This window comes from Ruegeria sp. 6PALISEP08 (assembly GCF_001238295.1).
GTDB lineage: Bacteria > Pseudomonadota > Alphaproteobacteria > Rhodobacterales > Rhodobacteraceae > Ruegeria.
Genome location: NZ_LGXZ01000002.1, coordinates 25,294 through 49,176 on the forward strand (window position 1 = coordinate 25,294; position 23,883 = coordinate 49,176).

At 58.2% G+C, this 23,883-nt stretch carries 20 protein-coding genes; 5 read left to right on the forward strand and 15 right to left on the reverse strand.

The window, feature by feature from the left end:
• Nucleotides 1–83: 83 nt before the first annotated feature.
• Entirely contained in the window at nucleotides 84–785 is a 702-nt protein-coding gene (locus ALB80_RS03240; RefSeq protein WP_157054135.1) for a GntR family transcriptional regulator, read from the forward strand.
• A 7-nt stretch (nucleotides 786–792) separates the two neighbouring features.
• Here the strand turns inward: ALB80_RS03240 and ALB80_RS03245 are convergent, their stop codons facing one another.
• Complete coding sequence (locus ALB80_RS03245; RefSeq protein WP_050602605.1) at nucleotides 793–1,251, reverse strand: Lrp/AsnC family transcriptional regulator; 459 nt, start codon at nucleotides 1,249–1,251, stop codon at nucleotides 793–795.
• On the reverse strand, nucleotides 1,248–1,703 hold the full coding sequence (locus tag ALB80_RS03250) for an Lrp/AsnC family transcriptional regulator (protein ID WP_050602606.1): 456 nt from the start codon (nucleotides 1,701–1,703) through the stop codon (nucleotides 1,248–1,250). The genes ALB80_RS03245 and ALB80_RS03250 overlap by 4 nt, the downstream gene beginning before the upstream one ends.
• 131 nt (nucleotides 1,704–1,834) lie before the next feature.
• Here ALB80_RS03250 and ilvC point away from each other — a divergent pair, with 131 nt between their 5' ends.
• Nucleotides 1,835–2,857, forward strand: coding sequence for a ketol-acid reductoisomerase (gene ilvC, locus ALB80_RS03255; protein ID WP_050602607.1), 1,023 nt, complete (start codon nucleotides 1,835–1,837; stop codon nucleotides 2,855–2,857).
• A 134-nt stretch (nucleotides 2,858–2,991) separates the two neighbouring features.
• Entirely contained in the window at nucleotides 2,992–3,894 is a 903-nt protein-coding gene (locus ALB80_RS03260; RefSeq protein ID WP_050602608.1) for a DMT family transporter, read from the forward strand.
• Here the strand turns inward: ALB80_RS03260 and glmM are convergent.
• The 9 genes from glmM to ALB80_RS03305 all read right to left on the reverse strand — a co-directional run bounded on the left by glmM (nucleotide 3,891) and on the right by ALB80_RS03305 (nucleotide 16,164).
• Nucleotides 3,891–5,234 carry a phosphoglucosamine mutase gene (gene glmM / locus ALB80_RS03265; protein ID WP_050602609.1) on the reverse strand — a complete coding sequence of 448 codons (1,344 nt, stop codon included), beginning with the start codon at nucleotides 5,232–5,234 and terminating at the stop codon, nucleotides 3,891–3,893. The two genes, ALB80_RS03260 and glmM, sit on opposite strands and share 4 nt — an antisense overlap.
• Nucleotides 5,235–5,267: 33 nt before the next feature.
• On the reverse strand, nucleotides 5,268–6,266 hold the full coding sequence (folP, locus tag ALB80_RS03270; RefSeq protein WP_050602610.1) for a dihydropteroate synthase: 999 nt from the start codon (nucleotides 6,264–6,266) through the stop codon (nucleotides 5,268–5,270).
• Nucleotides 6,263–7,183: a dihydroneopterin aldolase gene (locus ALB80_RS03275; RefSeq protein WP_050602611.1), complete on the reverse strand. Its 921-nt coding sequence runs from the start codon at nucleotides 7,181–7,183 to the stop codon at nucleotides 6,263–6,265. Before ALB80_RS03275 ends, folP begins: the two co-directional genes overlap by 4 nt.
• Before the next feature lie 101 nt (nucleotides 7,184–7,284).
• Nucleotides 7,285–8,658: a multicopper oxidase family protein gene (locus ALB80_RS03280; protein WP_050602612.1), complete on the reverse strand. Its 1,374-nt coding sequence runs from the start codon at nucleotides 8,656–8,658 to the stop codon at nucleotides 7,285–7,287.
• 73 nt (nucleotides 8,659–8,731) lie between these two features.
• Nucleotides 8,732–9,406, reverse strand: a complete 675-nt coding sequence (locus ALB80_RS03285) for a cell wall hydrolase (RefSeq protein WP_253276804.1) — start codon at nucleotides 9,404–9,406, stop codon at nucleotides 8,732–8,734.
• A gap of 154 nt (nucleotides 9,407–9,560) precedes the next feature.
• The gene (locus ALB80_RS03290; protein WP_050602613.1) at nucleotides 9,561–12,101 is read right to left on the reverse strand and encodes a putative PEP-binding protein; all 2,541 of its coding nucleotides are present in this window, start codon (nucleotides 12,099–12,101) and stop codon (nucleotides 9,561–9,563) included.
• Nucleotides 12,102–12,191: 90 nt separating this feature from the next.
• Nucleotides 12,192–14,411, reverse strand: a complete 2,220-nt coding sequence (glyS, locus tag ALB80_RS03295; RefSeq protein WP_050602614.1) for a glycine--tRNA ligase subunit beta — start codon at nucleotides 14,409–14,411, stop codon at nucleotides 12,192–12,194.
• A gap of 9 nt (nucleotides 14,412–14,420) precedes the next feature.
• Nucleotides 14,421–15,629, reverse strand: a complete 1,209-nt coding sequence (gene gltS, locus ALB80_RS03300) for a sodium/glutamate symporter (protein ID WP_253276805.1) — start codon at nucleotides 15,627–15,629, stop codon at nucleotides 14,421–14,423.
• 10 nt (nucleotides 15,630–15,639) lie between these two features.
• Nucleotides 15,640–16,164, reverse strand: a complete 525-nt coding sequence (locus tag ALB80_RS03305; RefSeq protein WP_050602615.1) for a DUF6446 family protein — start codon at nucleotides 16,162–16,164, stop codon at nucleotides 15,640–15,642.
• Nucleotides 16,165–16,255: 91 nt separating this feature from the next.
• On the opposite strand from ALB80_RS03305, the gene ALB80_RS03310 reads away from it, so the two are divergent.
• Nucleotides 16,256–16,888, forward strand: a complete 633-nt coding sequence (locus ALB80_RS03310) for a MarC family protein (RefSeq protein ID WP_050602616.1) — start codon at nucleotides 16,256–16,258, stop codon at nucleotides 16,886–16,888.
• 8 nt (nucleotides 16,889–16,896) lie between these two features.
• Here the strand turns inward: ALB80_RS03310 and ALB80_RS03315 are convergent, their stop codons facing one another.
• On the reverse strand, nucleotides 16,897–17,826 hold the full coding sequence (locus ALB80_RS03315) for a glycine--tRNA ligase subunit alpha (protein WP_050602617.1): 930 nt from the start codon (nucleotides 17,824–17,826) through the stop codon (nucleotides 16,897–16,899).
• Nucleotides 17,827–18,033: 207 nt separating this feature from the next.
• On the opposite strand from ALB80_RS03315, the gene ALB80_RS03320 reads away from it, so the two are divergent.
• On the forward strand, nucleotides 18,034–19,773 hold the full coding sequence (locus tag ALB80_RS03320) for a serine protease (RefSeq protein ID WP_050602618.1): 1,740 nt from the start codon (nucleotides 18,034–18,036) through the stop codon (nucleotides 19,771–19,773).
• Nucleotides 19,774–19,827: 54 nt separating this feature from the next.
• Here the strand turns inward: ALB80_RS03320 and ALB80_RS03325 are convergent, their stop codons facing one another.
• The 3 genes from ALB80_RS03325 to ALB80_RS03335 are packed head-to-tail and all read right to left on the reverse strand — an operon-like array spanning nucleotide 19,828 to nucleotide 23,678.
• The gene (locus ALB80_RS03325; RefSeq protein WP_050602619.1) at nucleotides 19,828–21,402 is read right to left on the reverse strand and encodes a thiamine pyrophosphate-binding protein; all 1,575 of its coding nucleotides are present in this window, start codon (nucleotides 21,400–21,402) and stop codon (nucleotides 19,828–19,830) included.
• Entirely contained in the window at nucleotides 21,402–22,850 is a 1,449-nt protein-coding gene (locus ALB80_RS03330) for a TrkH family potassium uptake protein (RefSeq protein ID WP_050602620.1), read from the reverse strand. The genes ALB80_RS03325 and ALB80_RS03330 overlap by 1 nt, the downstream gene beginning before the upstream one ends.
• Before the next feature lie 51 nt (nucleotides 22,851–22,901).
• Nucleotides 22,902–23,678 carry a hypothetical protein gene (locus ALB80_RS03335; RefSeq protein WP_050602621.1) on the reverse strand — a complete coding sequence of 259 codons (777 nt, stop codon included), beginning with the start codon at nucleotides 23,676–23,678 and terminating at the stop codon, nucleotides 22,902–22,904.
• Between the last annotated feature and the right edge of the window lie 205 nt (nucleotides 23,679–23,883).

Here is a 23,883-nt window from a genome sequence, read left to right on the forward strand (position 1 = left end):
AACCAGTGTCACCTTCCCCTTTACACTTCTGCTTGCTTCTGAACAGATGCATACACTTTATACTTGAAGGGATAATTCTACCCGTGACTATACAAAAGCGGATCAGCTTCCAGTCCGTTCGAGACGAAGTTAAACGACGTATTGAAAGTCGTGTCTGGCCACAAGGATCGCTTTTGCCAACCGAAACGCAGCTGGCAGAAGAATTCAATTGCGCGCGTGCCACGGTCAACCGGGCCCTAAGGGAGTTGGCAGAACAAGGCTTTGTCGAACGCAAACGCAAGAGCGGCACACGTGTCAAGAAAGAGCCGAGCAAACATGCCAAGCTAGAATTTTCGCTGGCCCGGCAAGTGGTCGAAAGCCAGAACGCAAACTATCGCTACGCGCTGGTCGAACGGAACGTGGCGGAAAGCCCCGGCTGGTTGTCGTCACAGCTGGATTTGCCCCCTGATGGGCGCGTATTGCATGTCACTTGTATGCACTACGCAGACAACAGACCATTTCAGCTGGAAGAGCGCTGGATCAATATCGACGCGGTCCCGGATGTGGAAAATGCGGACCTCAGCCAACATGGGCCACATGAATGGCTACTAAACGCAGCCCCTTTTACCAAGGCCGAGATCGCGTTTTGCGCCATTTCCGCGGACGGCAAACTGGCTGAATACATGGGCACCACAACGGGCACATCGATGATTCAGATGGAACGTACCACGTGGAAAGAAGACAAACCGCTGACATTCGCCCGCATGACGCACCATCCCGGGTTCTGTATCCGCACCAAATACTGAGTTTTATTCAACCCAAAGGTCCAGGCATACGTTCTTCGCTCAGCAAAACGTTTGCCTCGACATCGCCTGCACCGGGCAAAGTCATGATCCGTCGTCGCAACACGCGTTCGAAATCGGACAAGTCCCGCGCCACGACACGCAGGCGATAGTCATACAATCCCAGAACATGTTCCACAGTCTGCACCTCGGGAATGGCGCTTACGGCGCGCTCGAAATCCTCTAGACTGATCTGCCCCTTGCGTCCGAGTTTTACCCCCAAAAAAACTGTCACACCAAACCCAAGCGCCTCTGCGTTCAAACGCAGCCGCCGTCCCGTGATGATCCCTGTCTCTTCCAGCCGCCGAATCCGCCGCCAAGTGGCAGGTTGGGACAATCCAAACCTGCGCCCCAGGGCACCTGCACTTTGGGTTGCGTCCTGCTGAAGGGCACGTAGCAGACGGCGGTCAATTTCGTCCAACTCAATCATACCGGCAACACCTCATCCCGTTTGACCCGCGCGATGTGCATCAGCGCTTCGATATCGGCGATATGGGGCAAGGTCAGAATACGGTCGCGATACAGCTGCTGGTAATGGTTCATATCCTTGGCAATGACCGACAGCCGCACGTCGACCCGACCCAGAAAAGTCTGGATCTCGACCACCTCAGCCACGCCTCGTGCGGCCTCGGTAAACTCGTCAAAGGCGCGCGCCTGTGTCTTGTCCAGCGTGATCCGAAGCGAGACTTCGACCGCATAACCCATGGCGGTCCAGTCAATCACGGCCTCTTGCCCTTCGATAATCCCGGCCGCCTGCATCTTTTCGATCCGCCGCCAACAGACCCCAGCGCTGATCCGGCACAGATCGGCTAGTTCCGCAGTGGTCAGGCTTGGGGCAGCCTGGAAATGGCGCAGGATGCGACGGTCAATGTCATCAAGCATTAATTTTTCACATTCGTTGGTTTTAAAGAATTATTCTTCACCTTTTTTACAAATACTCAAGCCTAACCCTATCGCCATTACGCAATTGAGCCGGTAAAACCACCGCAATCTAACCAGAAAGGACCGGCGAAATGCGCGTCTATTACGATCGCGATTGCGACATCAACCTGATCAAAGACAAAAAAGTGGCTATCCTGGGCTATGGCTCGCAAGGTCACGCTCATGCGCTGAACCTGCGCGACTCGGGCGCCAAAAACCTGGTCGTCGCGCTGCGCGAAGGGTCCGCATCGGCCAAGAAAGCCGAAGCCGAGGGCCTGGAAGTCATGGGCATCGCGGAAGCCGCCGCATGGTGTGACCTGATCATGTTCACCATGCCCGACGAATTGCAGGCCGAGACCTACAAAAAATACGTCCATGACAACATCAAGCCGGGCTCGGCAATTGCCTTTGCCCACGGCCTGAACGTCCATTTTGGCTTGATTGAGCCGAAAGAAGGCGTCGATGTCATCATGATGGCCCCCAAAGGCCCCGGCCACACCGTGCGCGGCGAATACACCAAAGGCGGCGGCGTACCCTGCCTTGTGGCCGTGGACAGCGACGCAACCGGCAAAGCGCTGGAAATTGGCTTGTCATACTGCTCGGCCATCGGTGGCGGCCGCTCGGGTATCATCGAAACCAACTTCCGTGAAGAGTGCGAAACCGACCTGTTCGGCGAACAGGCTGTCCTGTGTGGCGGTCTGGTCGAACTGATCCGTTGTGGTTTTGAGACACTGGTCGAGGCCGGCTACGCGCCGGAAATGGCCTATTTCGAGTGTCTTCACGAAGTGAAGCTGATCGTTGACCTGATCTACGAAGGCGGCATCGCCAACATGGATTACTCGATCTCGAACACCGCAGAATACGGCCAGTACGTCACCGGCCCGCGTATCCTGAAATACGACGAAACCAAAGCACGCATGAAAGCGGTACTGGACGATATCCAGCAGGGTAAATTCGTTCGCGACTTCATGCTGGAAAACGCCGTGGGCCAGCCGACCATCAAAGCGTCGCGCCGTGCCAATGACGAGCACATGATCGAAGAAACCGGCGCCAAACTGCGCGGCATGATGCCGTGGATTTCGGCCGGCAAAATGGTCGATAAAGAAAAGAACTAAGTCTGACCTCTGTCAGCATAAGGGCGGCCTCAGTGGCCGCCCTTTTTCGTTTGCACAATAAAGCAGTGCGGAACATAAACACTCGGTCAGATTTATCTTTTTCGCGCATTCCCGTGGCCCCGACAGGAAAACCAATGGTGCATCAGCCAACGAAACAGGATTGGAGCGGCGTCTTCACGCTGGGCTTGATCTGGGGCGCGACCTTCATGGTCGTCGCCATGGCGCTTGAAGGCTACGGCCCGATTACGGTTGCGACGTCACGGACGACGCTGGGCGCTGTGACCTTGCTTCTGATGATGTGGGTAACCGGTCGCAAGCTGCCGGTTCTGACGCCTGCGCTCAGTATTTCGATTGTCCTCATCGGCGTGTTGTCTACCGCCGTGCCTTTCATGCTGCTGAGTTGGGGTCAGCAATTTGTGCCCTCGGCCTTCGCGGGGCTGTCTATGGCGGCGATCCCGCTGATGGTTTTGCCGCTTGCCCATTTCTTCTCGGACGAGCCCCTGAACCTGCGCCGTTTTCTAGGAGTTTGCCTGGGGTTTTCGGGTGCTCTGGTATTGATCGGCCCGGGCCTTGCACAATTGGGCCAAGGGACAGAACCCATCGCGCAACTGGCCTGCATCACAGCAGCCCTGTGTTACGCAAGCTCATCTGTGCTGACGCGACGCTGCCCGCCGGTTGACCCTTTGGTGTTGGCTGCCCTGACACTGGTTGTTGGGGCCGTACTTTTGCTGCCCATAATGCTGGTCACCGAAGGTCTGCCAACATGGCAAGGGCCACGCCCGACGATTGCTCTGATTGTGTTGGGATTGCTTCCAACCGCTTTCGCCACCCTCTTGCGTGTTTCGATCACCCGCAGCGCCGGTTCGGTTTTCTTGACACTGGTGAACTACCAAGTGCCGATCTGGTCGATGGTGTTTGGCGCTTGGATCCTGTCCGAGGCCCTGCCCCTACGCTTTTACATCGCACTGACCCTGATCCTGACCGGCATGGCCATCAGCCAGTGGTTCAGCCTGCGCAAGGTTCTGTTCGGGCACTAGCCCGCTGCAGCCTCGACCTCGGCCACGATACTGTCGACAACTTGGGTCAGCAGCCCATCGTCTTCACATTCAGCCATCACCCGGATCAACGGCTCGGTCCCGGATTTGCGGATCAGTAACCGGCCCTGCCCGTTCAGCCGCGCTTCGGCATCTGCGATAGCGGCCTGAACGCTCTGAACCTCCAACGGGGCTTGCCCACTGGTATAACGCACGTTCTTGAGAAGCTGAGGCACCGTTTCGAACTGTTTCGACAGATCCGACGCCTTGCGCCCCGAAAGAACCATTTCCGCCAGAAAGTGCAGGCCCGCCATCAATCCGTCACCGGTGGTGGCATAATCGCTCATCACGATATGGCCGGATTGTTCGCCGCCAAGGTTGAACCCGCCTTCGCGCATCCGCTCGACCACATAGCGGTCCCCGACCGAGGTGCGCTCCAGACGCAACCCCTGCTGTGTCAGGTGACGTTCGAGACCCAGATTGGACATCACCGTCGCCACAAGGGCGTCGCCTTTCAGCTGATCCGATTTTTTCCATGCCGTCGCCAACAGAGCCATAAGCTGATCGCCATCGGCCACCTGACCGGTTTCGTCGACCACAACAACCCGGTCTGCATCACCGTCCAGACAAATGCCGACATCTGCGCCATGGGCCACAACCGTTTCTGCGGCCAGTTGCGGCTTTGTCGATCCGCAATTGAGGTTGATGTTCTTGCCGTTGGGCGCAACGCCAACCGGAATGACATCAGCGCCCAGTTCCCACAAAACCTCGGGTGCAGTGCGGTGGGCCGCGCCGTTTGCGCAATCGATGACCACTTTCAGACCATCCAAACTCACGTCACGCGGCAACGATGATTTCACACGTTCACCATAGCGAAACCGTGCATCATCGACACGACGCGCCCGACCGATATTTTGGGCTTGAGCGGGCCGGACGCCTTCGTCGATCAGTTTTTCGATCTCGATCTCGGCCTGATCAGACAGTTTGTAGCCATCCGGCCCGAAAAATTTGATCCCGTTGTCTTCCGCCGGGTTGTGGCTGGCCGAGATCATGACCCCAAGATCAGCGCGCATAGATCGCGTCATAAGACCAACCGCCGGTGTCGGCACGGGGCCTAGCAGCAATACGTTCATACCCGTCGAGGTCAGACCGGCCGTCAGCGCATTTTCGAGCATGTAACCGGACAGACGTGTATCCTTGCCAATGACAACCCGGTGCACACCTGTCGTGTCACGGCGAAAGTAACGCCCGACCGCAGCGCCGATGCGCAAGGCCATTTCTGCCGTCATCGGATGCGTGTTGGCGGTGCCCCGCACCCCGTCGGTTCCGAACAGCTTGCGCATACGTGTCACTCCGTGATTTGTCGTGAGACCGGATTACCGGACAGCAGCCCATAGGCGCAAGGCCTGAGAGGTCTCGGCCACGTCATGAACACGGATGATTTGCACGCCCTGAGACAATCCTGCCAGAGCAACAGCAATTGATCCCGGCGCACGCGCTGTCTTGCGAGGCTCTTGCCCGATGGAACCGATGAATCCTTTGCGCGACGCGCCCAGCAGGATCGGGCAGCCCAAACCGTGGAACAGGCTGAGATTGCGCAGCAAGGTCAGATTGTGATCCTCGGTCTTGCCGAACCCGATTCCCGGATCAACGATGATCAGATCCCGACTGAGGCCCGACCTCTCTAGCAGTGCAATCTGGTTGTCCAGAAAGTCATACACATCCAGCAAGACATTGTCGTAATGCGGATTGTCCTGCATCGTGGTGGGATCGCCCTGCATGTGCATGACACAAACAGGTGCGCCCTGCGCCGCGCAGAACGGTGCCAGATCAGGGTCATAGGTAAAACCCGAGACATCGTTCACAAGCCCCGCTCCGGCCTCATACGCGGCGCGGGCGACGCTGGCCTTGCGCGTGTCGATCGAGATCAGAGCGTCCGTTTCCGCCCGGATCGCCTCGATCACCGGTCGCGTACGGGCGATTTCTTTGTCTGCAGGTACAAAATCCGCACCCGGACGGGTCGATTCGCCACCGATATCCAGAATGCCGGCCCCCTGCACGACCATATCAACCGCCGCCGCGCGGGCGGTCTCAGCCGAGCTATGAACGCCGCCGTCCGAGAAACTGTCCGGCGTGGCATTCAGAATACCCATGATATGCGGCACCTGCATATCCAAACCCGCGATGTCAGCCCGCGCTTGGGTCAGTCGACTCAGATGGTCCGACGGAACGTCCGAAGCCACTACGATCACGGGTTCAGCCCCACGCCGCAGAGCTTCAACATGGGTGAACCAAAGCGGTTGACCCGCCAGCGGTTGGGCACCGGAAGGGCGGGTCGAGCCATGTTGAACCAGTGGCTTGAAATAAACGCTCACAGCTGGGCTTGATCCACGGCCACTGCGCGCAGCGGCGTTTTGGGCTCTTTCGGCAATGCGCCGCCGATCACCATCATTTCGCTGGCTTCAAAGGTCGCCGCGAACCAAGCAGCGAGGGCCACAGCATTCGATGGTGCGGCAGATGGACCGTCCACGGCATCCAACACGATCTTGGACGGGGCCCAGACGCAGATTTGGCCATTCTTCATGGCCCAATCCAGTTCCGTCCGGGTCGAGACAACGACACAACGGTGATCCCGTGCCGCCAGAACCCAAGCATTCTGTTCAATGGTCAGTAGATCAATCCGTCTCTGCGTCATCGCGTGGCCGGTCTGCGGAGCGGCGAGGTCCGCCGCCCCAACACACAGGATCAACGGGCGTTGACGGTTTTCCAACTGATCGATCCATCCCGTCAGATTGTCCGAGGCAATCGCTTCGTTCGACAGATAAACCAAGCGCGGGTGTGGACGTTCTTCCTCGACCATTTCATGATGAATCGAGTCCTTTCCACGTACAATTTCAACACCTAGCGCGCCCGGACCACGGTCCAGTTTTTCGATGCGAACAAAGACCCTTACGGCTTGATGCTCAAGTAAGATACGCTCGGCGACACGGTCGGCCAGCGTCTCAAGCAGATTCAGACGTTCCGCCGCCAGCTCAAAGGCAATCGCTTCGGTGACGCGATCATAGGACAGGATACGATCCACGTCGTCGTCAATATCAGCGGTCAGCGGACGCACCTCGACCACGATGTTAAAGCAAATACGTTGGGTCGTTCCCCGCTCGGCCTGGAAGGCGCCGATCTCGACTTCGACAATGTGATCGCGCAGCGAAATGCGATCCAGCGGACCTCGGGGTGAGGTTGCCTCGGATCTTTCGGACGGGTGTGCGAATGCCAGGCGGATTTCAGAACTCATGGGACAGGCCTCTTTGGGCTCGTTGCGTAGATTGCCTACTATAGGCTTTGCCGGGGCCTATAACACTCATACAAGCGCCATTCCAACCGCCGATTGCGGCGTTAGGCGACCCGAAACCAGCTCATCATCCCAGATGCGGCATGTCCCAGCATATGGCAATGCAACAGCCAGTCGCCCGGATTGTCCGCGATCAACGCAATCTGGCGGGTCTGGCCCCGCCCAACCAGAACAGTGTCGCGCCAGGGGCCTAGGGACCCATCGTCCAAAATCAGTCGGAAATGATGGCCATGCAAATGCATTGCATGTGGAAAGGCTGTTTCATTCACGAACTCTACCCTGTGCGGACTGCCGATTTCGGCTTTCAGGAACGGATCATCGGGGCGTTCGGCATAACCGTTCAGCGCCCAGAACCGACCCAACTGTGCCAACTCGCGGCCCGACAATTCGGTTTCTCCTATCCGAGCGCTTTCCAGCCAACGCATCGCGCCGCCCTGCAGAACCATCTTATGCAAAGGCGTGCTTTCAAGATTCTTGATTTCTGGCAGAGGATTAGGTGGCAATGTAGACACACCCTGCCTTTGCACCTTGGCGGCATTGCCTGCGACGTCGAAACGCGTCAGACCAAAGGCCCCGTCTCTTTCGATACTAACCAGGCTTGCCGTATCGCCTTCGGTGATGACGTCGACAATCAGGTCCGCGCGCTGCGCAGGTGCCAGTGGAAACGACCCAGACAACTCAAACGGAGTTTCCAGCGGCATCCCATCCAAGGCAACGATCCATCCCGACAGGCCGTCGAGTTTCAGATCATAAATCCGAGCGTTGGAGGCATTGATCAATCGCAGTCGAAGGCGATCATGTCTTTGCACAGAAAACGCAGGATCAAACGATCCGTTAACAGTGACGAGGTTTCCAAGCCGGCCAGCGTGGCTCAGGTCATGGCCATTGTCGAAATCGTCTGTAATCTCTGCGGTTTCTGGATCGAGCCGCCAATCATCCAACATCAAAATCAGGTCCTGATCGATATCTGGCGCTCGGGCCTCTTCGACGATCAGTGGCCCGTAAAGGCCGCGCGCAACCTGCTCCATTGACCTGTTATGCGCATGATACCAATACGTGCCTGCATCACGAGCAACGAAGTCGTAATCAAACGAGCTCCCCGTTTCGACTGCGCCTTGTGTGAGTCCGGGCACGCCATCCATGGCATTGTCTATGCGGATTCCGTGCCAATGGACCGAGGTCGGCTGAGGGAGTTGATTCACAAGCCTGCGCTGAACACGCGCACCTTGCCCGACCCTTATGGTCGCTCCAGGGACAGAGCCATTGAAACTCCAAACCGTCGTTTCAGGAAACCCATCGGGCGCCACAAGTTGCTTGGTCTCGCGCGCTTCGAGCAACGGATACGCGGCCCGGGCCGAAAGCGGCAGCAACGAAGCTGCGGCAGCAGTTTTCAGAACGTGTCTTCGGGTGAAAAGCATTACGGGCCTCCTGGCCCGTAATATAGACTGCAACTTGTTTCGCGCCATCAAGCTTCCAGCGCGGGTGCGTCAATCAGTTGCTCGCTGTCCGATAGTTGTGGCGATAGAAGATGTGCACACCAATCCGCGCAGTCTGTTTGTAAACTCGCGACCAGGATGGGCGCACTGCGGTGGTGTGATAATGGGTCGCCCCTTCGGTCAGCTCTTTCGCCGCACCGTCCATAGAAGCACGGGCCACTTTCGACACGCGCTCATAGGCTTTCTTCTCATGGATAACTTCCTTGCGGCCATCGCATGTGTATGTGAACTGGCACTGATATTTTTTGCCGGTGCCTTGACGGATTACACCGCACAGTGAGTCTGGGAAACGACCGCTTTTGACCCGGTTCAAGATGACCTCGGCCACAGCGAACTGTCCACGCACGCTTTCACCACGTGCCTCAAAATACAGCGCCTCGGAAAGGCACTTCCAGTTTTCGTCACCGGTTGCTTTTGGCTGTTGGTCAAGCCAGTCTTTGGAATAGGTGACTACGACCGGCTCCGCGGATTTGCGTGGCTGGAACAGCTTAAAGTAGTCACGGAAGCTCTGCCCCGGCAATTCATTCCGGGCCACAAGCTCGTTCTTGGCAGTTTCGGTTGCTTCCCTCTCGGCGAAGGACGCACTTGGCAGCATGGTTGCCGCCAATGTGGCAGCAGCCAGTATATAACGTAGCATCAGATAACCTCGCACAGGCACTTCACGCGCCATACCCTCCCCCGGCGGGCGCGACGAGGCATCTAACGCAACCAGACGCAAACGTCCAGCCTTTTGAAAAAAGCAAGTGGAAAATCGCCCGTCGTGAAGAATTACTTCACCTACGAGTGGCCAGATACCCCACTAATCCTTGGGATACAGGCCCCTGTCAACCCCCAAGTCTGGACGAAATCGCCAGTTGAGCGGCAGCCAGCCGAGCGACCGGAACCCGGAACGGAGAGCAGGATACATAATCAAACCCCAAATCCCGGCAAATCGCGATTGATTCGGGGTTACCGCCATGTTCGCCGCATACCGACAGGGTCACGTCAGGTTTTGCGGAACGTCCACGTTCGGCACCCAGTTTCAGCAATTCGCCCACACCGTCCGGATCAAGGACGTGAAATGGATCTTCGCTAAAGACACCCTGCCGAACATAGTCTGACATGAAACGACCCGCATCATCGCGCGACAAGCCATAGGTCATCTGGGTCAGGTCGTTTGTTCCGAAACTCATAAACGCCGTCTGTGGGGCAATCTCTTCGGCCCGCAAACAAGCACGCGGGGTCTCAACCATAACACCCAGTCGGTAGTCGAATTCCTGCCCCTGCTCGGACGCAACCGCAGCCGCCACCGTGTCGATGCGGGATTTGACCAGCTCGACTTCGCGCTTTGCCGAAACCAGAGGGATCATCACCTCGGGCACGACCGCAGCACCGTTTTGCCGGGCCTCCAGCGTGGCTTCGAAAATCGCGCGCGCCTGCATGTCGTAGATTTCCGGCACGGTCACTCCCAGACGCACCCCGCGCAGACCCAGCATCGGATTGTATTCGCTCATGGCAGCGACACGGCGTTCAACATCTGAAACAGGCAGGTCAAGCGCTTCGGCCAGTTCGCGTTGGCCAGTTCTGGTGGTGGGCAGAAACTCGTGCAGTGGCGGATCGAAGAGGCGAATGCAGACCGGCTTGCCCTCCATGATCCGGAAAAGTTGCACAAAGTCTTCTCGTTGCATCGGCAGCAGACGTTCCAGCACCGCCGCCCGACCGGATGACGTTTGCGCAAAGATCATTTCGCGCATCACGATCAAACGACCGGGATCAAAGAACATATGTTCGGTCCGGCACAGACCGATCCCCTGCGCCTCGAAATTCCGGGCTGTCTGCGCATCGGCAGGCGTATCGGCATTGGCCCGGATATCAATGTCGCGCTCGGAATCCGCCCAGGCCATCAGCGTCTGAAAACAATCGTCCAGCGCAGCCTCGAGCATTGCAGGTTGCCCCGCCAGCACCTGGCCCGAGCTGCCATCGATGGTCAGAACATCACCAGTTTTAAAGACACGCCCATCCGGAGCCGTCAGCATCTTTTTCTTTGTTTGAAACCGAATGCCGGACGCGCCAACGATACAGGGCAACCCAAGCCCGCGCCCGATAACTGCCGCATGGCTGGTCATCCCGCCTTTTTCGGTCAAAACCGCAACAGCCGCGTGCATCCCACGTACATCTTCGGGCGAAGTTTCGCGACGCACAAGAACACAGGCTTCCCCCCGCGCAGCGCTTGCCTGAGCCTCAGCCGAAGTGAATACGATCTTACCTGTCGAGGCACCCGGGCTGGCCCCGATAGCCGTAGTTAAAACGTCACGCCGCGCATCTGGATGCACCTGACGGTGCAAAAGCTCGTTCAGCGCATGCGGGTCCACGCGCATGACCGCCTCTTGCTGGGGTATGGTCCCGTCTTCGGCCAAACGAACCGCGATCCGCATGGCCGCACGAGCGCTGCGCTGCACCCGCACGCCGTCCAGGATATGCACATTTCCGTTTTGAATGACGAATTCGACCTGCATCTCTTCACGCAGTTTTTCACGCATCAAGGCGGCTTGTTCCTTGAGTTCGGCAAAGGCTTTGGGCGCAACTTCCTCAAGCGATGGACCGCGCGGGTCCTTTTCAAGAAACAGCGCGGCAACATCTTCGCCCAGCGCATCCCGGCCCTGGCTCTGGCTCAGGTAACGACCGGTGATCTGCTGCATTCCGGTTGTGGAATCGACCAGTTGCAGGACACCAGAACCACATTCCCCCTGCCCGACACCGGGGATCATTTCTTGAATGACCAACCCAAGTCCGGCATCCGCCGGAGCACCCTTGGCCTGCCGCAACAGGCGTGCGGATGTTCCATCCCAGGCACGGGCCATCGAACGTAGAACGCCGATCAACTGCTCGCCCCTGTCTTGGGGAAAGGCCTCGTCCGTTTCATCTTCATAGGCGCGCAGCGAATGGCCCAGCCCCTCGCTGCCATCCATATCGATATCATCGAAGACATCCGCGTCCAGCCGCGCAACGTGGATAGCATAGCTTTGAACGAATCTCAGGTACAACGCCGCAGCAGCCTCTGCGCCCATCGTATCGGACAGGTCCACGTAACGCGCATCATTCATCCCGATATTCAGAACTGCGCCAGGCCCACCCCAGTCAGGGTCCTCAGAGCTTGGTCGGACGCAAAGCAATGAGGCGGGATCAAATTGTTCAAGGATCGCCGCCAGGTTCGGAACTTCGCCTTCCGCAATTTGATGGACGGCATCAAACGACAGCGCCACTGTCCGGGGTACCGGCAGGTCCAGACGAACAAGCCGTTGCAGGCACTTGGCCCGCCCACCATGAGTATTGGCCGTGACCGGCGCGTCGGTCGTTATGAGCGTGGTATGCGGATTATTCTGCACTGCAGCACCTTTTGGTTTGCGTGCAGCATAAGCGCTTGCGCCCTTCGCGCAAGGGCGTTCTGGGCGCGCAATGGCCGCGCGCCCGGAGATTTACCCTTCGATACGGGTCAGATCGGCGACACTGGAACAGACCGTCCGGATCTGGCTGAGCAGGTTCAGGCGGTTGCGGCGTAGAATGTCATTGTCGGTATTGACCTGCACATCCTCAAAGAACGCGTCCACTGGCCCGCGCAAGGCGGCCATGGCGGCCATGGCGGTCGGGAAATCTTCGGCCTTGAGCGCCGGATCGATCTGCGCCTGCGCCTGATCCAAAGCTGCAAACAGCGCCTTTTCGCTGTCCGTCTCGGCAAATTTCACATCCGCGCCATAGGAGTACTCAACCCCGTCCTTCTCCTCGGCCTGAGTCAGGATGTTGTTGGCACGCTTGAATCCCTGCACGAGGTTTTCGCCATCCTCGGTCGCGATCACCGCATTCAGAGCACGGGCGCGTTTGACCAGCAGGTTAAGGTCGTCATTGCCATCCATCGCGATACAGGCGTCGATGATGTCGTGACGGATACCCTCGTCGCGGAGGAAGACCTTCAGGCGATCGTGGAAGAAGGAGAGGAGGTCATCGGATGCGTCAGGAACCTTTTTCTCTAACTCAAGAAATGCCGCCGCAGGCAATCCGCCAATTCTTTCTTTGACAGCCTGAAAAGCCCCGCCAAATACACCGTGATCCGCAATCTCCTCCAGAAGGTCGCGGACATTTGCGTCCGGCAGCGCCTCACTGATGGCGCTCTCTGCCCGCACTAACTGGCTATCAAAGAAGCGGTCCAAACTGACACGCAGATTGTTATCCAAAACCAGCCGAATAATCCCCAACGCCGCACGGCGCAGCGCAAACGGGTCTTTCGAGCCGGTCGGTTTCTCATCGATTGCCCAGAACCCGGTCAGCGTGTCCAGCTTGTCGGCCAGCGCCACGGTCACCGAGAGCGGCGCGGTTGGCACATCATCCGACGGACCCAGCGGTGAGTAATGTTCCTGCGCCACGGCGGCGACGGCGGTGTCCTCGCCTGCGGCCTCGATGTAATACCGACCCATAAGCCCCTGAAGTTCGGGGAATTCATAGACCATCTCGGAACTCAGATCAGCCTTGGCCAGCCGCGCGGCTTTCTCGGCCTGATCGGCATCCGCACCCGTTACCGGGGCCAGTTCGCGGGCCAGCGCGGCAATGCGATCAATCCGTTCGGCCTGTGTGCCCAGTTTGTTGTGGAAGGTCACGTTCTCCAACGCTCGGGTCCATTGGGCGATGTCCGACTTGGCGACACGCAGGTCATTCTCCCAGAAGAATTTCGCATCCGCCAGACGGGCTGAAAGCACCTTCTGGTTGCCCGCCAGAATGGTCGCGCCATTGTCGGCGGTTTCGCGGTTGGCCACGGTGATGAAGCGTTCGATCCGGCCTGTTTTAGGGTTCTTTACGGAAAAGAACTTCTGGTGTTCCTTCATCGAGGTTTGCAGCACCTCGGGCGGCAGATCGAGGAATTCGTCGTCGATCTTTCCCATCAGCACCACGGGCCATTCCACCAGCCCGGCGACCTCTGCCAGCAGACCCCTGTCTTCAACCACGTCCAGATCGGCGGCAAAGGCCATGTTCTGTGCGTCGTTCCAAATATGCTCGGCCCGTTCCTCGGGCAACAGCACGACGAACGCAGTTTTCAGCTTGGCGGCATAATCTTCAAACGATGTAACAGCAAAACGGTTGGGTGCCATGAAACGGTGCCCTTCCGTGATATCGCCGGATGTGATGCCTTCAACCTCGACCGGTACGACCTGAGACCCGGCCTCATCACTCAGGATACACAGGATCGAATGCAGCGGACGGACCCAGCGTAAAGTCCCACTGCCCCAGCGCATGGACTTTGGCCAGGGGAAGTTGCGGATGGTGGCTTCCAACACTTCCGCCACAATGTCAGCCGCAGGACGTCCTGCTTTTTCGATGGTTGCAAAGTAAATTGCGCCTTTGGGTGTGTCGCGTTCTTCCAGCTGATCGCGGGTCAGGCCAGCGCCTCGCAGAAACCCCTCGACGGCTTTGTCCGGCGCGCCAACCTTGGGGCCTTTGCGTTCCTCGCGAATGGTGGGGCTTTCCGCCAACAGCCCTTCGACTGCCAGCGTCAAACGACGCGGCGTGGTCAGGGCGGCAGCCCCGGCATAGGTCAAACCGGCCTCGACCAAACCGTCGGTAATCCGCTTTTTCAGGTCCTCACCGGCGCGGGTCTGCATACGCGCGGGAATCTCCTCGGAAAACAGTTCGATCAGCAGGTCAGGCATTGTCGGTCCTTAGAAATTGACGATCGTCTGGATGACGATGGCATTTGCGATATCCACAAAGAAGGCGGATACAAGGGGGAGCACAATAAAGGCAATAGGCGATGGGCCATATCGCTTGGTCACGGCAGTCATATTTGCAATGGCGGTGGGTGTGGCCCCCAATGCAAAGCCCCCGAAACCCGCTGCCAGAACCGCCCCGCGGTAGTTTGAACCCATGAGCGGAAACAGCACCCAGATCACAAAGGCAACTGTAAACAACGTCTGCGCCGACATGATCACCACAATCGCCATTCCCAATTCGGCAATTGTCCAAAGCTGAAGGCTCATAAGGGACATAGCCAGAAACGCGCCCAGTGCAAACTCCGAGATCAGGGCCAGCGAGGGCGTGCGCGCAACGGGTGGGGCGGACGGCGCCAAAGCCGTCCGCAGGTTGGAAATCACGATACCCATCAGAAGGCACGGCACGAACAACGGCAATTTCAATCCAGCTGCGGAAATCGCCTCGCCCAGTATATAGCCGAAGATGATCGCAAGGTTCAGATGCAGCAGGACTCGCATGATTGACATATGGTCTATGCCCGAGGCCCCAGGCTCGTCGTCGGGCAGCCCCACCGTATGTTCCTCATCGGGTCGATCAGGGGTCAGGTTGCGGGATTCGACCAACAGGCGCGCGATTGGGCCACCGACCAAAGCTGCCAGAACCAGGCCCAGCGTGGCCACCGCAACGCCAAGTTCGGTTGCGCCATCCAATCCGGTCGCGCGCGCAACTTCGGGTGCCCAGGCAATTGCCGTTCCATGTCCGCCGATCAGTGCGGCGGATCCGAACAAAACCCCGGCTTGCGCCGGATAGCCAAACAAAGACGCCCCCGCCGCCCCGATCACGTTCTGCGCGATGATCGTCAAAAGCGTCAAAACCAGAAGAATTAGCAAAGGCTTACCCCCTGCTATCAAATCAGAAAACCGGGCATTCAGACCGATTCCCGCAAAAAACAGAACCAGAAGAGAATCTCGGGTGTTCAGTTCGAAGGACAGTTCGAGGTTGAACAAAAGATATAGGGCCAGAACGACAAGTGATGCCAAAAGCCCACCGGTGACGGGCTCGGGAATATTGAACTGTCGCAGCACCACGACCTTGCTGTTGATCCGCGCGCCCAGCAGGTAGACTGCAAAGCCCAGAGTTGCGGTGATGAAATCCGGGATTGTTACAGCGTCGGCCAAGGCGATCTCCTCAGTATTCAGGGCGCGGGGGGCACTCCTCTCCGACGACCGTACCGTCATAAGCCTTTTCACCGCAATTGTTCAGAACGTGCCAGATAAAGCCCCGGCCGTCTTCGGTAACCGCCACGATGCGATCAACACCGTAATGCACGTTTTTTTGGCCGATGAATGCCTGCGCCTTACCGGACTTCAAGTTCTCGGCCAGGGCCGCGGCATCGTAGCAGTCAAACCAGCCCGGTGCGGTCAGTGGCGTTGTCTCGTCTGCTTGAAGGTAGGTGGCCTGCAGTTCTTCCAGCGCGACATCGGTTTCAAAACACGCGCGGAACCGGATCGGAGAGCTGTCTGCGTCAATGGCCTGAAACGAAGAATAGGAAATGGCCACCGGCGCCTGAGTTGCATCAACGGACAGAACTACATCCCTGCCTGGAGTGGGCTCAACATCATAGTAATAGCCGTAGACCTGCAGATAATACATGCCAACGCCTGCAATAGCTGCAGACATGAGCAGGATGAGTGCCAGAATTTTTCCAGTCATCTTTCGATGCTTCCCTTTATGCAGGTACTTCCAAGTGCTTCAGAAATAGGCCACGTTTCACCGCAGAACAGAACGACCCGAGGTGAACCGTATGGATACCACTCTTGCCGTTGGATTTTTCGGCGCGCTTTTTGCCATTATGAACCCGGTGACGAACCTGCCCGTTTTTCTGAGCGTGACGCAGAGTCTTTCGGCAACCGACCAACGCAAGGTTGCGATCAAGACGTCCCTCTACTGTCTTATCCTTGGCGGAGCGTTTGCAGCCGTCGGCAGTCAGGCGCTTGGCTTGTTTGGCATAACCGTCGATCACCTGAGAGTTGCCGGCGGTCTGGTCGTCCTTATGATCGGTTTGAACATGCTGAACGGCAACGAAAGCAGTTCGCACCACGGAACGGATGATGAGAAAGAAGAATACCTCGCGGCTGAGACAGTTGCCTTTTACCCTCTGGCCTTTCCCATACTTGTCGGCCCCGGAACCATCACGACCTTGATCCTGTATGCGCATCACGTGAAAAATCCCATTGAAGCAGTTGTTTTCGCGGGCGTTTTCTTGTCGGTCGTTGCCCTTTTGTTGATCACGTTCTGGAATGCGGCATGGCTGGCCGAACGCCTTTCGGGCAACGCGCGCGTGATTATGAGCCGCTTTATGGGCATGATCTTGTCGGCCATCGCGATCGGCATGATCGCGGACGGCCTGAAAACACTGTTGCCGGGGCTGGCCTGATTGGCCCATCAGGCTTGGAACCCGGCCGCCTCGGTCTGAACAAACGCATCCGCGCATTGCTTTGCTAGCGCCCGCACGCGGCCGATATAGGCCTGTCGCTCGGTCACCGAGATCACCCCCCGCGCGTCCAGCAAGTTGAAGATGTGGCTGGCCTTGATGCACTGATCATAAGCCGGGTGCGCCATGATGATGCGCTTGCCGGTTTTTGGATCGACGTGCTCTTGTGCCAGAATGGCGGCGCACTCGACCTCGGCCTCTTCGAAATGACGCAGCAGAACTTCGGTGTTGGCAACATCAAAGTTCCAGCGGGCGTATTCCTCTTCGGTTTGTTTGAAGATGTCACCGTATTTCAACGGGCTGGGCGATTGCGGGTCATTAAACGGCATGTCCATCACGTGATCGACGCCCAGCACATACATGGCCAGACGCTCCAGACCATAGGTCAGCTCACCCGAGACGGGTGCACAATCATGGCCACCCACCTGTTGGAAATAGGTGAACTGGCTGACTTCCATACCGTCACACCAGACTTCCCAGCCCAGACCCCAGGCGCCTAGCGTGGGGCTTTCCCAGTCATCCTCGACAAACCGGATATCATGCAGTTCCATGTCGATGCCGATAGCCTCAAGGCTGCCCAGGTACAGTTCCTGCAGATCGGGCGGGCTTGGTTTGATCAGCACCTGATACTGATAGTAATGCTGCAACCGGTTTGGATTCTCGCCATAACGACCATCCGTCGGACGGCGCGAGGGCTGAACATAGGCTGCGGCCCAAGCCTTGGATCCCAGCGCACGAAGAGTGGTCGCGGGATGGAACGTCCCTGCCCCGACTTCCATGTCATATGGCTGCAGAATCGCGCAACCTTTCGAGGCCCAATAGGTCTGAAGCCGCAGGATAATCTCCTGAAATGAACGCGGTGCGCTGTTCGGTTCGGTCATGGCATTCCCTCTGGGCACCCTTGCGCCCGGTTCCGGTCGGTTTGGCCCTTCCTATGCAAGGGGCAAAGGGGCGTCAACGGGGCTTTGGCCCACGGCTGTATCTGCGCGGCCACACCGCAAATTCCCCGTATTCGCGGCATGGCAATTGACACCTGAAATCGCGTACTCTGCGCCAAAGCACAAACACTGCAAATAAACGGGCAGATTATGAAACGCGTATTCACAGCAATTCTATTGTTTCTATTGGTCGGGCTGCGCGCCGCGTCCGCTCAACAAGACCAAGGCGTCTGGGTGCAGGTCGAGGCGCAACCGTCCTTGCGCGAAGCACAGGATCGCGCGCAAGCCTACGCCGGTGCTCTGCCCGACGTGAACGGCTTTCGCCTGAACAGCGGCTGGTACGCAATCGTCATCGGCCCCTATGCGCGCCAGGACGCCGAACAGGTGCTGCGGGTGTATCGATCCGAAGGTCAGATTCCCCGCGACAGCTTCATCGCCTTTTCCGGCGGGCTCGGGCAACAGTTCTGGCCTATCGGTGCAAATGTGCTGAACCGTGGCACTGTCGCGGCACCCGTTGCGCCGGTTGCTGAGGCCGAAGACACTCTGACAATCGCACCCACTCAGGACGCGGATGAAACCCGCGCACAGGCTCTGCAATCCGAACGCCTGCTGACCGCGCAGGACCGCAAGGATCTGCAAACGGCGTTGCAGGCGGCCGGGTTTTACAACTCTACCATCGACGGGGCCTTTGGTCAGGGAACGCGCCGTTCAATGGGTGATTGGCAACGATTTAACGGGTTTGAAGCAACCGGCGTGCTAACCACGTCGCAGCGCAAAGCCTTGATGGACGACTATAACGCGCCGCTGACCAGCGTTGGGATGGCCCGATATTCCGATGACGCGGCTGGGATCACGATGGACCTGCCTTTGGATGCTGTCCGCTTTGATCGCTATGAAGCTCCGTTTGCCCACTTCAACAGCGCATCCGAGCTGAATGCCAAAGCCCTCTTGATCAGCCAGGACGGTGACAAGCGCACCCTGCGCGCCCTGTATGAAGTCATGCAGTCGCTGGAAATCGTTCCGCTGAACGGCCCGCGTGAGCTGCGAGGAGACCGCTTCACCCTTGAAGGGCGTGGAAATGGCGTGGTGTCCTTTACACAGGCGCGCCTGACAGACGGCAAAATCAAAGGGTATTCACTGATCTGGCCCGAAGGCGACGAGGCACGCCGCGTGCGAGTTCTTTCGGCTATGGCCTCCAGTTTTACCACCACCGACGCGGTGCTCGATGCCGCCGCAGGTGCAGATGCCGCGCAAAACATCGATCTGGTGTCCGGCTTGCAAATCCGCAAACCGCGCCTGTCCCGCTCGGGTTTCTTTGCCGATGAGAAGGGAACCGTTTTGACAGTTTCGGAAGCCGTCGAGAACTGCACCCGGATCACTCTGGACGGGGATCAGGAGGTGCAGCTTGCCATGGCCGATGACGAAGTAGGAGTCGCGGTTCTGCGCCCATCCAATGCACTGGCCCCCATGAGCGTGGCCGCTTTCAGCCCGGCACTGCCGCGTCTTCAATCTGACGTTGCGGTCTCAGGTTTTTCTTATCAGGGTGCCCTGGGTGCCCCGACACTGACATTCGGACAAGTTGCCGATGTGCGTGGCCTGAATGGCGAGACAGGTGTTAAACGCCTGGCCCTGAACGCGCAGCCCGGCGATGCGGGCGGCCCGGTTTTCAATGACAGCGGCAACGTTGTCGGGATGCTGTTGCCCACACCGTCTGAAGGGCGCAGCCTGCCTGCTTCGGTCAGTTTGGCGGCCACTGGTGAGCGGTTGACGGAAATCCTGGCGAAGGCTGGCGTGTCCGGTCAGTCAAGCGAAGAAACCACGCAAATCTCACCCAACGAACTGAACCGTCGCGCGACAGGCATGACGGTTCTGGTGCACTGCTGGGATTGATCCGCTCCTACTTGAGAAACCCAAAGCGCCGCACATCCACGCGGCGCTTTTTTGTTACAGAATATCTGGCGTCACGTGGATCAGAGTTGGGCCCGGCGCGTCAAAAGCCGCACGAGCTGCGCCCTGCATCTCATCCAATGTCTCAGGTGCCACGGAACGCGCACCAAAGGCCTCGGCGAGCTTACAGAAATCCGGGTTTCGAGCCACCACGGCATTAGGCGCGATCTGGCTGCGCACCATGCTGTCTTCAATCTCTTTCAGCTTGCCGTTGTCCCACAAGATGATCGGCAGAGACAGACCCAGCTCAACCGCGACACCCAATTCCTGCATCGTGTAGTGAAACCCATAATCCCCGGCGATAACTGCCGTTGGTTTTCCACGCCGTGCAACTGCCCCGCCTATTCCGGCAGGCAACCCGTAACCAAGTGTGCCAAACCCCGTTGGATGATGCCAATGATGAGGATAGGCCACATCCCAGACCTCTTTCGCGACATAGGCGAACTGGGTCATATCAGAATAAATCATGGTGTCGGCCGGCATCGCTTCACGCAATGCGTCCGCGATCGGCACGATTCCGGGTCGTTCCGCGTCCACCTCGGCGCGCCAGCGTGCGCGCGCCTCGGCCACTTCGTCTGGCGACCAGCCTGTCGCTGGCTTCATGTTCTCGGTCGCCTGCCACAAGGCGCGGGCAAAGCTCTGACTGTCCGTCTGAAGCTTGATTGCGGCACGGTGGCGGTCAGACAGAACCTCAGGGTCCAGATCCACACGGATCAGCGTCGCCTTGTGCCCCAGCTCATGCCGCCACAAATCGACCTCTCCAAGCTCTGCGCCCACGGCAATTACAAGATCTGCCGAGGCAATGACCTCGGCGCTTCCGGGGCGTGGCAACATGGGCCCGAAATCCAGCGGATAGTTCACACCCGTCAACCCACGCCCGGCATAAGTGGTAAAGCAGGCAGCCCCCAGCTGCGTCAAAATCTGTCGCCAGTCGTTGGATTTGCACCCCCCACCCAAGATGAACAAGGGCTTGCGTGACAGGTTCAGCATCGAGACAACCGACGACACGTCAGGCGGCAACGCCCTGGTGCGCAGCGCAGGCTGGTTGGGGAATGGCGCCGGTTCGGCATCAGCCTCTAACTGTGCAATCGGCACCTGAATGTGTTTGGGCCGCGGTCGCGACAGCTCGAATTCTTCAAAGGCACGTTCTACCAGACTGTATGCTGCTGCGGCAGTGTCCGCCTGCACCGACCAATCTGCAACCGTCCCGGCCGCAGCGCGCTGATCTTTCATCTGGTGCAGCTGACCGCGCATAGCTTGCTTTTCGTCAAGACACGAAGACAACACCAACATCGGGACGGAATCGCTATAGGCCTGACCGATCGGTGTCATGATGTTGCACAGGCCAGGGCCGGTGATGACATAGGCGACACCGGGCTTGCCGGTTGCCCGCGCGTAGCCATCGGCCATGAACCCGGCCCCTTGCTCGTGTCGAGCCAGAACATGGGTAATACCGGCCTCTTCGATGCCACGATACATTTCCTGATTATGGACGCCGGGAATGCCGAAAATAACATCCACGCCACGATCCTTGAGCATATGCGACAACTGTGCGCCAAGGGGTCTTTGCATCAGTTTCTCCAGAATTGAGTTGTAAAGATTGCGTAAACGGCCAGAAGTTCAAGCCGCCCAACCAGCATTCCGATTGTCAGCAGCCATTTGGCCGTATCGTTGAGACCTGCGAAATTACCTGCCGGTCCGATCTGGCTGCCCAGGCCGGGGCCGACATTGGCCAAAGCGGTCGCTGCCCCGGACACGGACGTGATGAAATCAAGACCAGTCAGTGCCAAAGCCCAGGACAAAACGCCCATCGACAGAACGAAGAACATGAAAAAGCTCATCACCGAGGTCAGAACATCGCGCCCCACGGGTCGTCCGTCATAAAGCGGCACAAAAACCCCATGCGGGGACCTGATCCGCTTGATCTGAGTTTTGATCGACGCCAGCAACAGTTGGTAACGGAAGATCTTGATCGAACATGCCGTGGATCCGGCGCAGCCGCCAATCAACCCGATTAGGAAAAACAACATGACTGGAAAACTGCCCCACCCCATATAGTCGACGCTGGCATATCCGGTCCCCGAGATGATCGAGGTGATGTTGAACAAGGATTCGCGAAACGCCTGTTCCCAGTGCCGCGGGAAAACCGATGTCAGAAAGACGGTCATGATCAAGACCAGCACCAGAACAGTCGCCAGAAAGACGCGGATCTGGCTGTCCTCCCACAAAGAACTGGTGTGGCCATTGGCAAGCTGAACATATCGCACGAAGGGCAGTGCCGCCAAAACCATGAACACCGCGGCCGCATATTCCACTGGCCCCGAGAAGGTTGCGAATGACGCGTCGTAGTTGGCAAACCCACCTGTCGCGATGGTGGTCATCGAATGGACGGTGGCATCAAAAAAGCCCATCCCGAGCCCGGCGTAGACCAACGCGCACACAACGGTCAGGAACACGTAAATCAGGGATATCTGACCGGCGATCTCTTGCGCGCGTGGAAGGATTTTCCCCATGGTTTCAAATCCTTCCGAGCGGAAGATTTGCATGCCACCCACCCGCAATTCTGGCAGGAACACCATCGCAACCACGATTATGCCAATGCCCCCCAACCATTGCAGAATACCGCGCCACAACAAAAGCCCCCGTGGCAGCGAGTCGAGCCCGGTTATGACGGTCGAGCCGGTTGTTGTAAGCCCCGACATCGCCTCGAAATAGGCATCGACAAAGCGCAGTTCGGTTTCACCAAACAGGAATGGGATTGCACCAAATACCGGCAGCGCGACCCATACGCCGGTTGTCAGCAAAAAGGTCTGCCGGATGGTCAGCCCCTCGCCCACGCCGTTGGAGCAGCTCATTGCCAGAACTGACCCGGTCAGCATCGTGATGATTGCGCTTTCCAGGAACACATGCCATTCCCCCCGCCCCTCGATCATGTCGGCGAGCATAGGAAACAGCATGGTCGCCCCAAGAATGGCGACCAGCAAGCCAATCACATATCCGACCGGGCGAAGATCCATCATGACGCGCAGCGTTGGCGCGCCAACCCGACCGTGTCAAGCAGATGATCCGAGTTACGCGTCCGATTTCGTACCTGCCCCGGGCATCGCGGGGGGGTTAGACGGCGCACGGGTTCTGCGCGTCTGCGGATTGGGCTGCTCGACCGCCGGTGCCGGTTTTGACTGAGCGACAGAAGGCGCAGGTTTCGTCGGTGCGGCCTTGCGCGTGCGGGGCGCTGGTTTCGCCCGGGTCGACACCGCTTTTTCTACAGGTGTAACGGTTTTGGGCTGAGCTTCGAGCGCCTTGGCAGCGGGCTCAACGGGCTGGGCCGGGGTTTGTTTGGATGGGGCCGCCTTGACGGTGGAAGCCGCGCGGGGGGCGGGCTTTCGTGCAACCTTTTTTGCGGGTGTTGCAACGGTTGCAGCTGATTTTGCGACCGGCTTGGGCTGAGCGGCCGGTTTTGGCGCGGGTGCAGGTTTGGTTTTCACAGCAGGCTCGGCCTTTGCCGAGGCCGTAGCACGCGGCTTGGCAGAAAACTCTACCGGTTTGGGCTCGGGTGTAGTTGCAACAGTCTTCTTTACAGGTTTTTTCGCAGCCACAGCCTTTTTTGCCACCGGTTTTTGCACACGCGGCGCAACTGGTTTTGCCTTGACCGTCGGTTTCTTAACCGGCTTCTCAGCAACGGATGCCGGAGCAGACGCGGCCAGGTGCAGCGCATGAACAGGGGCCATCGGCAGCTCGATTGCGGACCGGGTCACGATCTGCATGATCTTCATCTGGTTGGCCATCGCGTAGCCTGCCACTCGGAACGCCGCAGCCTGAAGCTCCAGCGAATGGGTAATCGGATTCATTACATGTTTCTCCTGTAAAAACGATGCAGCCCGAATTTTTGGGGTAAGGTACCCCGCCCGCGCAGATTTGCCGCGCGGTGGTCGGGGTCTTGCAGTCCAAGGCGTGTCACGTCTCGGTATCCTTTCGGGGACGCACACCTTCCCGAAGGCAGGCGTACGTCTGCTGCATTCTCTTCGAGTATACAGGAAAACAATGCGCAAGTGC

Coding starts and splice junctions, on each gene's coding strand:
- ALB80_RS03245 (WP_050602605.1), bottom strand. CDS start 1,251: ATGATTGAGTTGGACGAAATTGACCGCCGTCTGCTACGTGCCCTTCAG.
- ALB80_RS03250 (WP_050602606.1), bottom strand. CDS start 1,703: ATGCTTGATGACATTGACCGTCGCATCCTGCGCCATTTCCAGGCTGCC.
- ilvC (WP_050602607.1), top strand. CDS start 1,835: ATGCGCGTCTATTACGATCGCGATTGCGACATCAACCTGATCAAAGAC.
- ALB80_RS03260 (WP_050602608.1), top strand. CDS start 2,992: ATGGTGCATCAGCCAACGAAACAGGATTGGAGCGGCGTCTTCACGCTG.
- glmM (WP_050602609.1), bottom strand. CDS start 5,234: ATGCGCAAGCTGTTCGGAACCGACGGGGTGCGGGGCACCGCCAACACG.
- ALB80_RS03275 (WP_050602611.1), bottom strand. CDS start 7,183: ATGAGTTCTGAAATCCGCCTGGCATTCGCACACCCGTCCGAAAGATCC.
- ALB80_RS03280 (WP_050602612.1), bottom strand. CDS start 8,658: ATGCTTTTCACCCGAAGACACGTTCTGAAAACTGCTGCCGCAGCTTCG.
- ALB80_RS03285 (WP_253276804.1), bottom strand. CDS start 9,406: ATGGCGCGTGAAGTGCCTGTGCGAGGTTATCTGATGCTACGTTATATA.
- glyS (WP_050602614.1), bottom strand. CDS start 14,411: ATGCCTGACCTGCTGATCGAACTGTTTTCCGAGGAGATTCCCGCGCGT.
- ALB80_RS03305 (WP_050602615.1), bottom strand. CDS start 16,164: ATGACTGGAAAAATTCTGGCACTCATCCTGCTCATGTCTGCAGCTATT.
- ALB80_RS03310 (WP_050602616.1), top strand. CDS start 16,256: ATGGATACCACTCTTGCCGTTGGATTTTTCGGCGCGCTTTTTGCCATT.
- ALB80_RS03315 (WP_050602617.1), bottom strand. CDS start 17,826: ATGACCGAACCGAACAGCGCACCGCGTTCATTTCAGGAGATTATCCTG.
- ALB80_RS03320 (WP_050602618.1), top strand. CDS start 18,034: ATGAAACGCGTATTCACAGCAATTCTATTGTTTCTATTGGTCGGGCTG.
- ALB80_RS03325 (WP_050602619.1), bottom strand. CDS start 21,402: ATGCAAAGACCCCTTGGCGCACAGTTGTCGCATATGCTCAAGGATCGT.
- ALB80_RS03330 (WP_050602620.1), bottom strand. CDS start 22,850: ATGATGGATCTTCGCCCGGTCGGATATGTGATTGGCTTGCTGGTCGCC.
- ALB80_RS03335 (WP_050602621.1), bottom strand. CDS start 23,678: ATGAATCCGATTACCCATTCGCTGGAGCTTCAGGCTGCGGCGTTCCGA.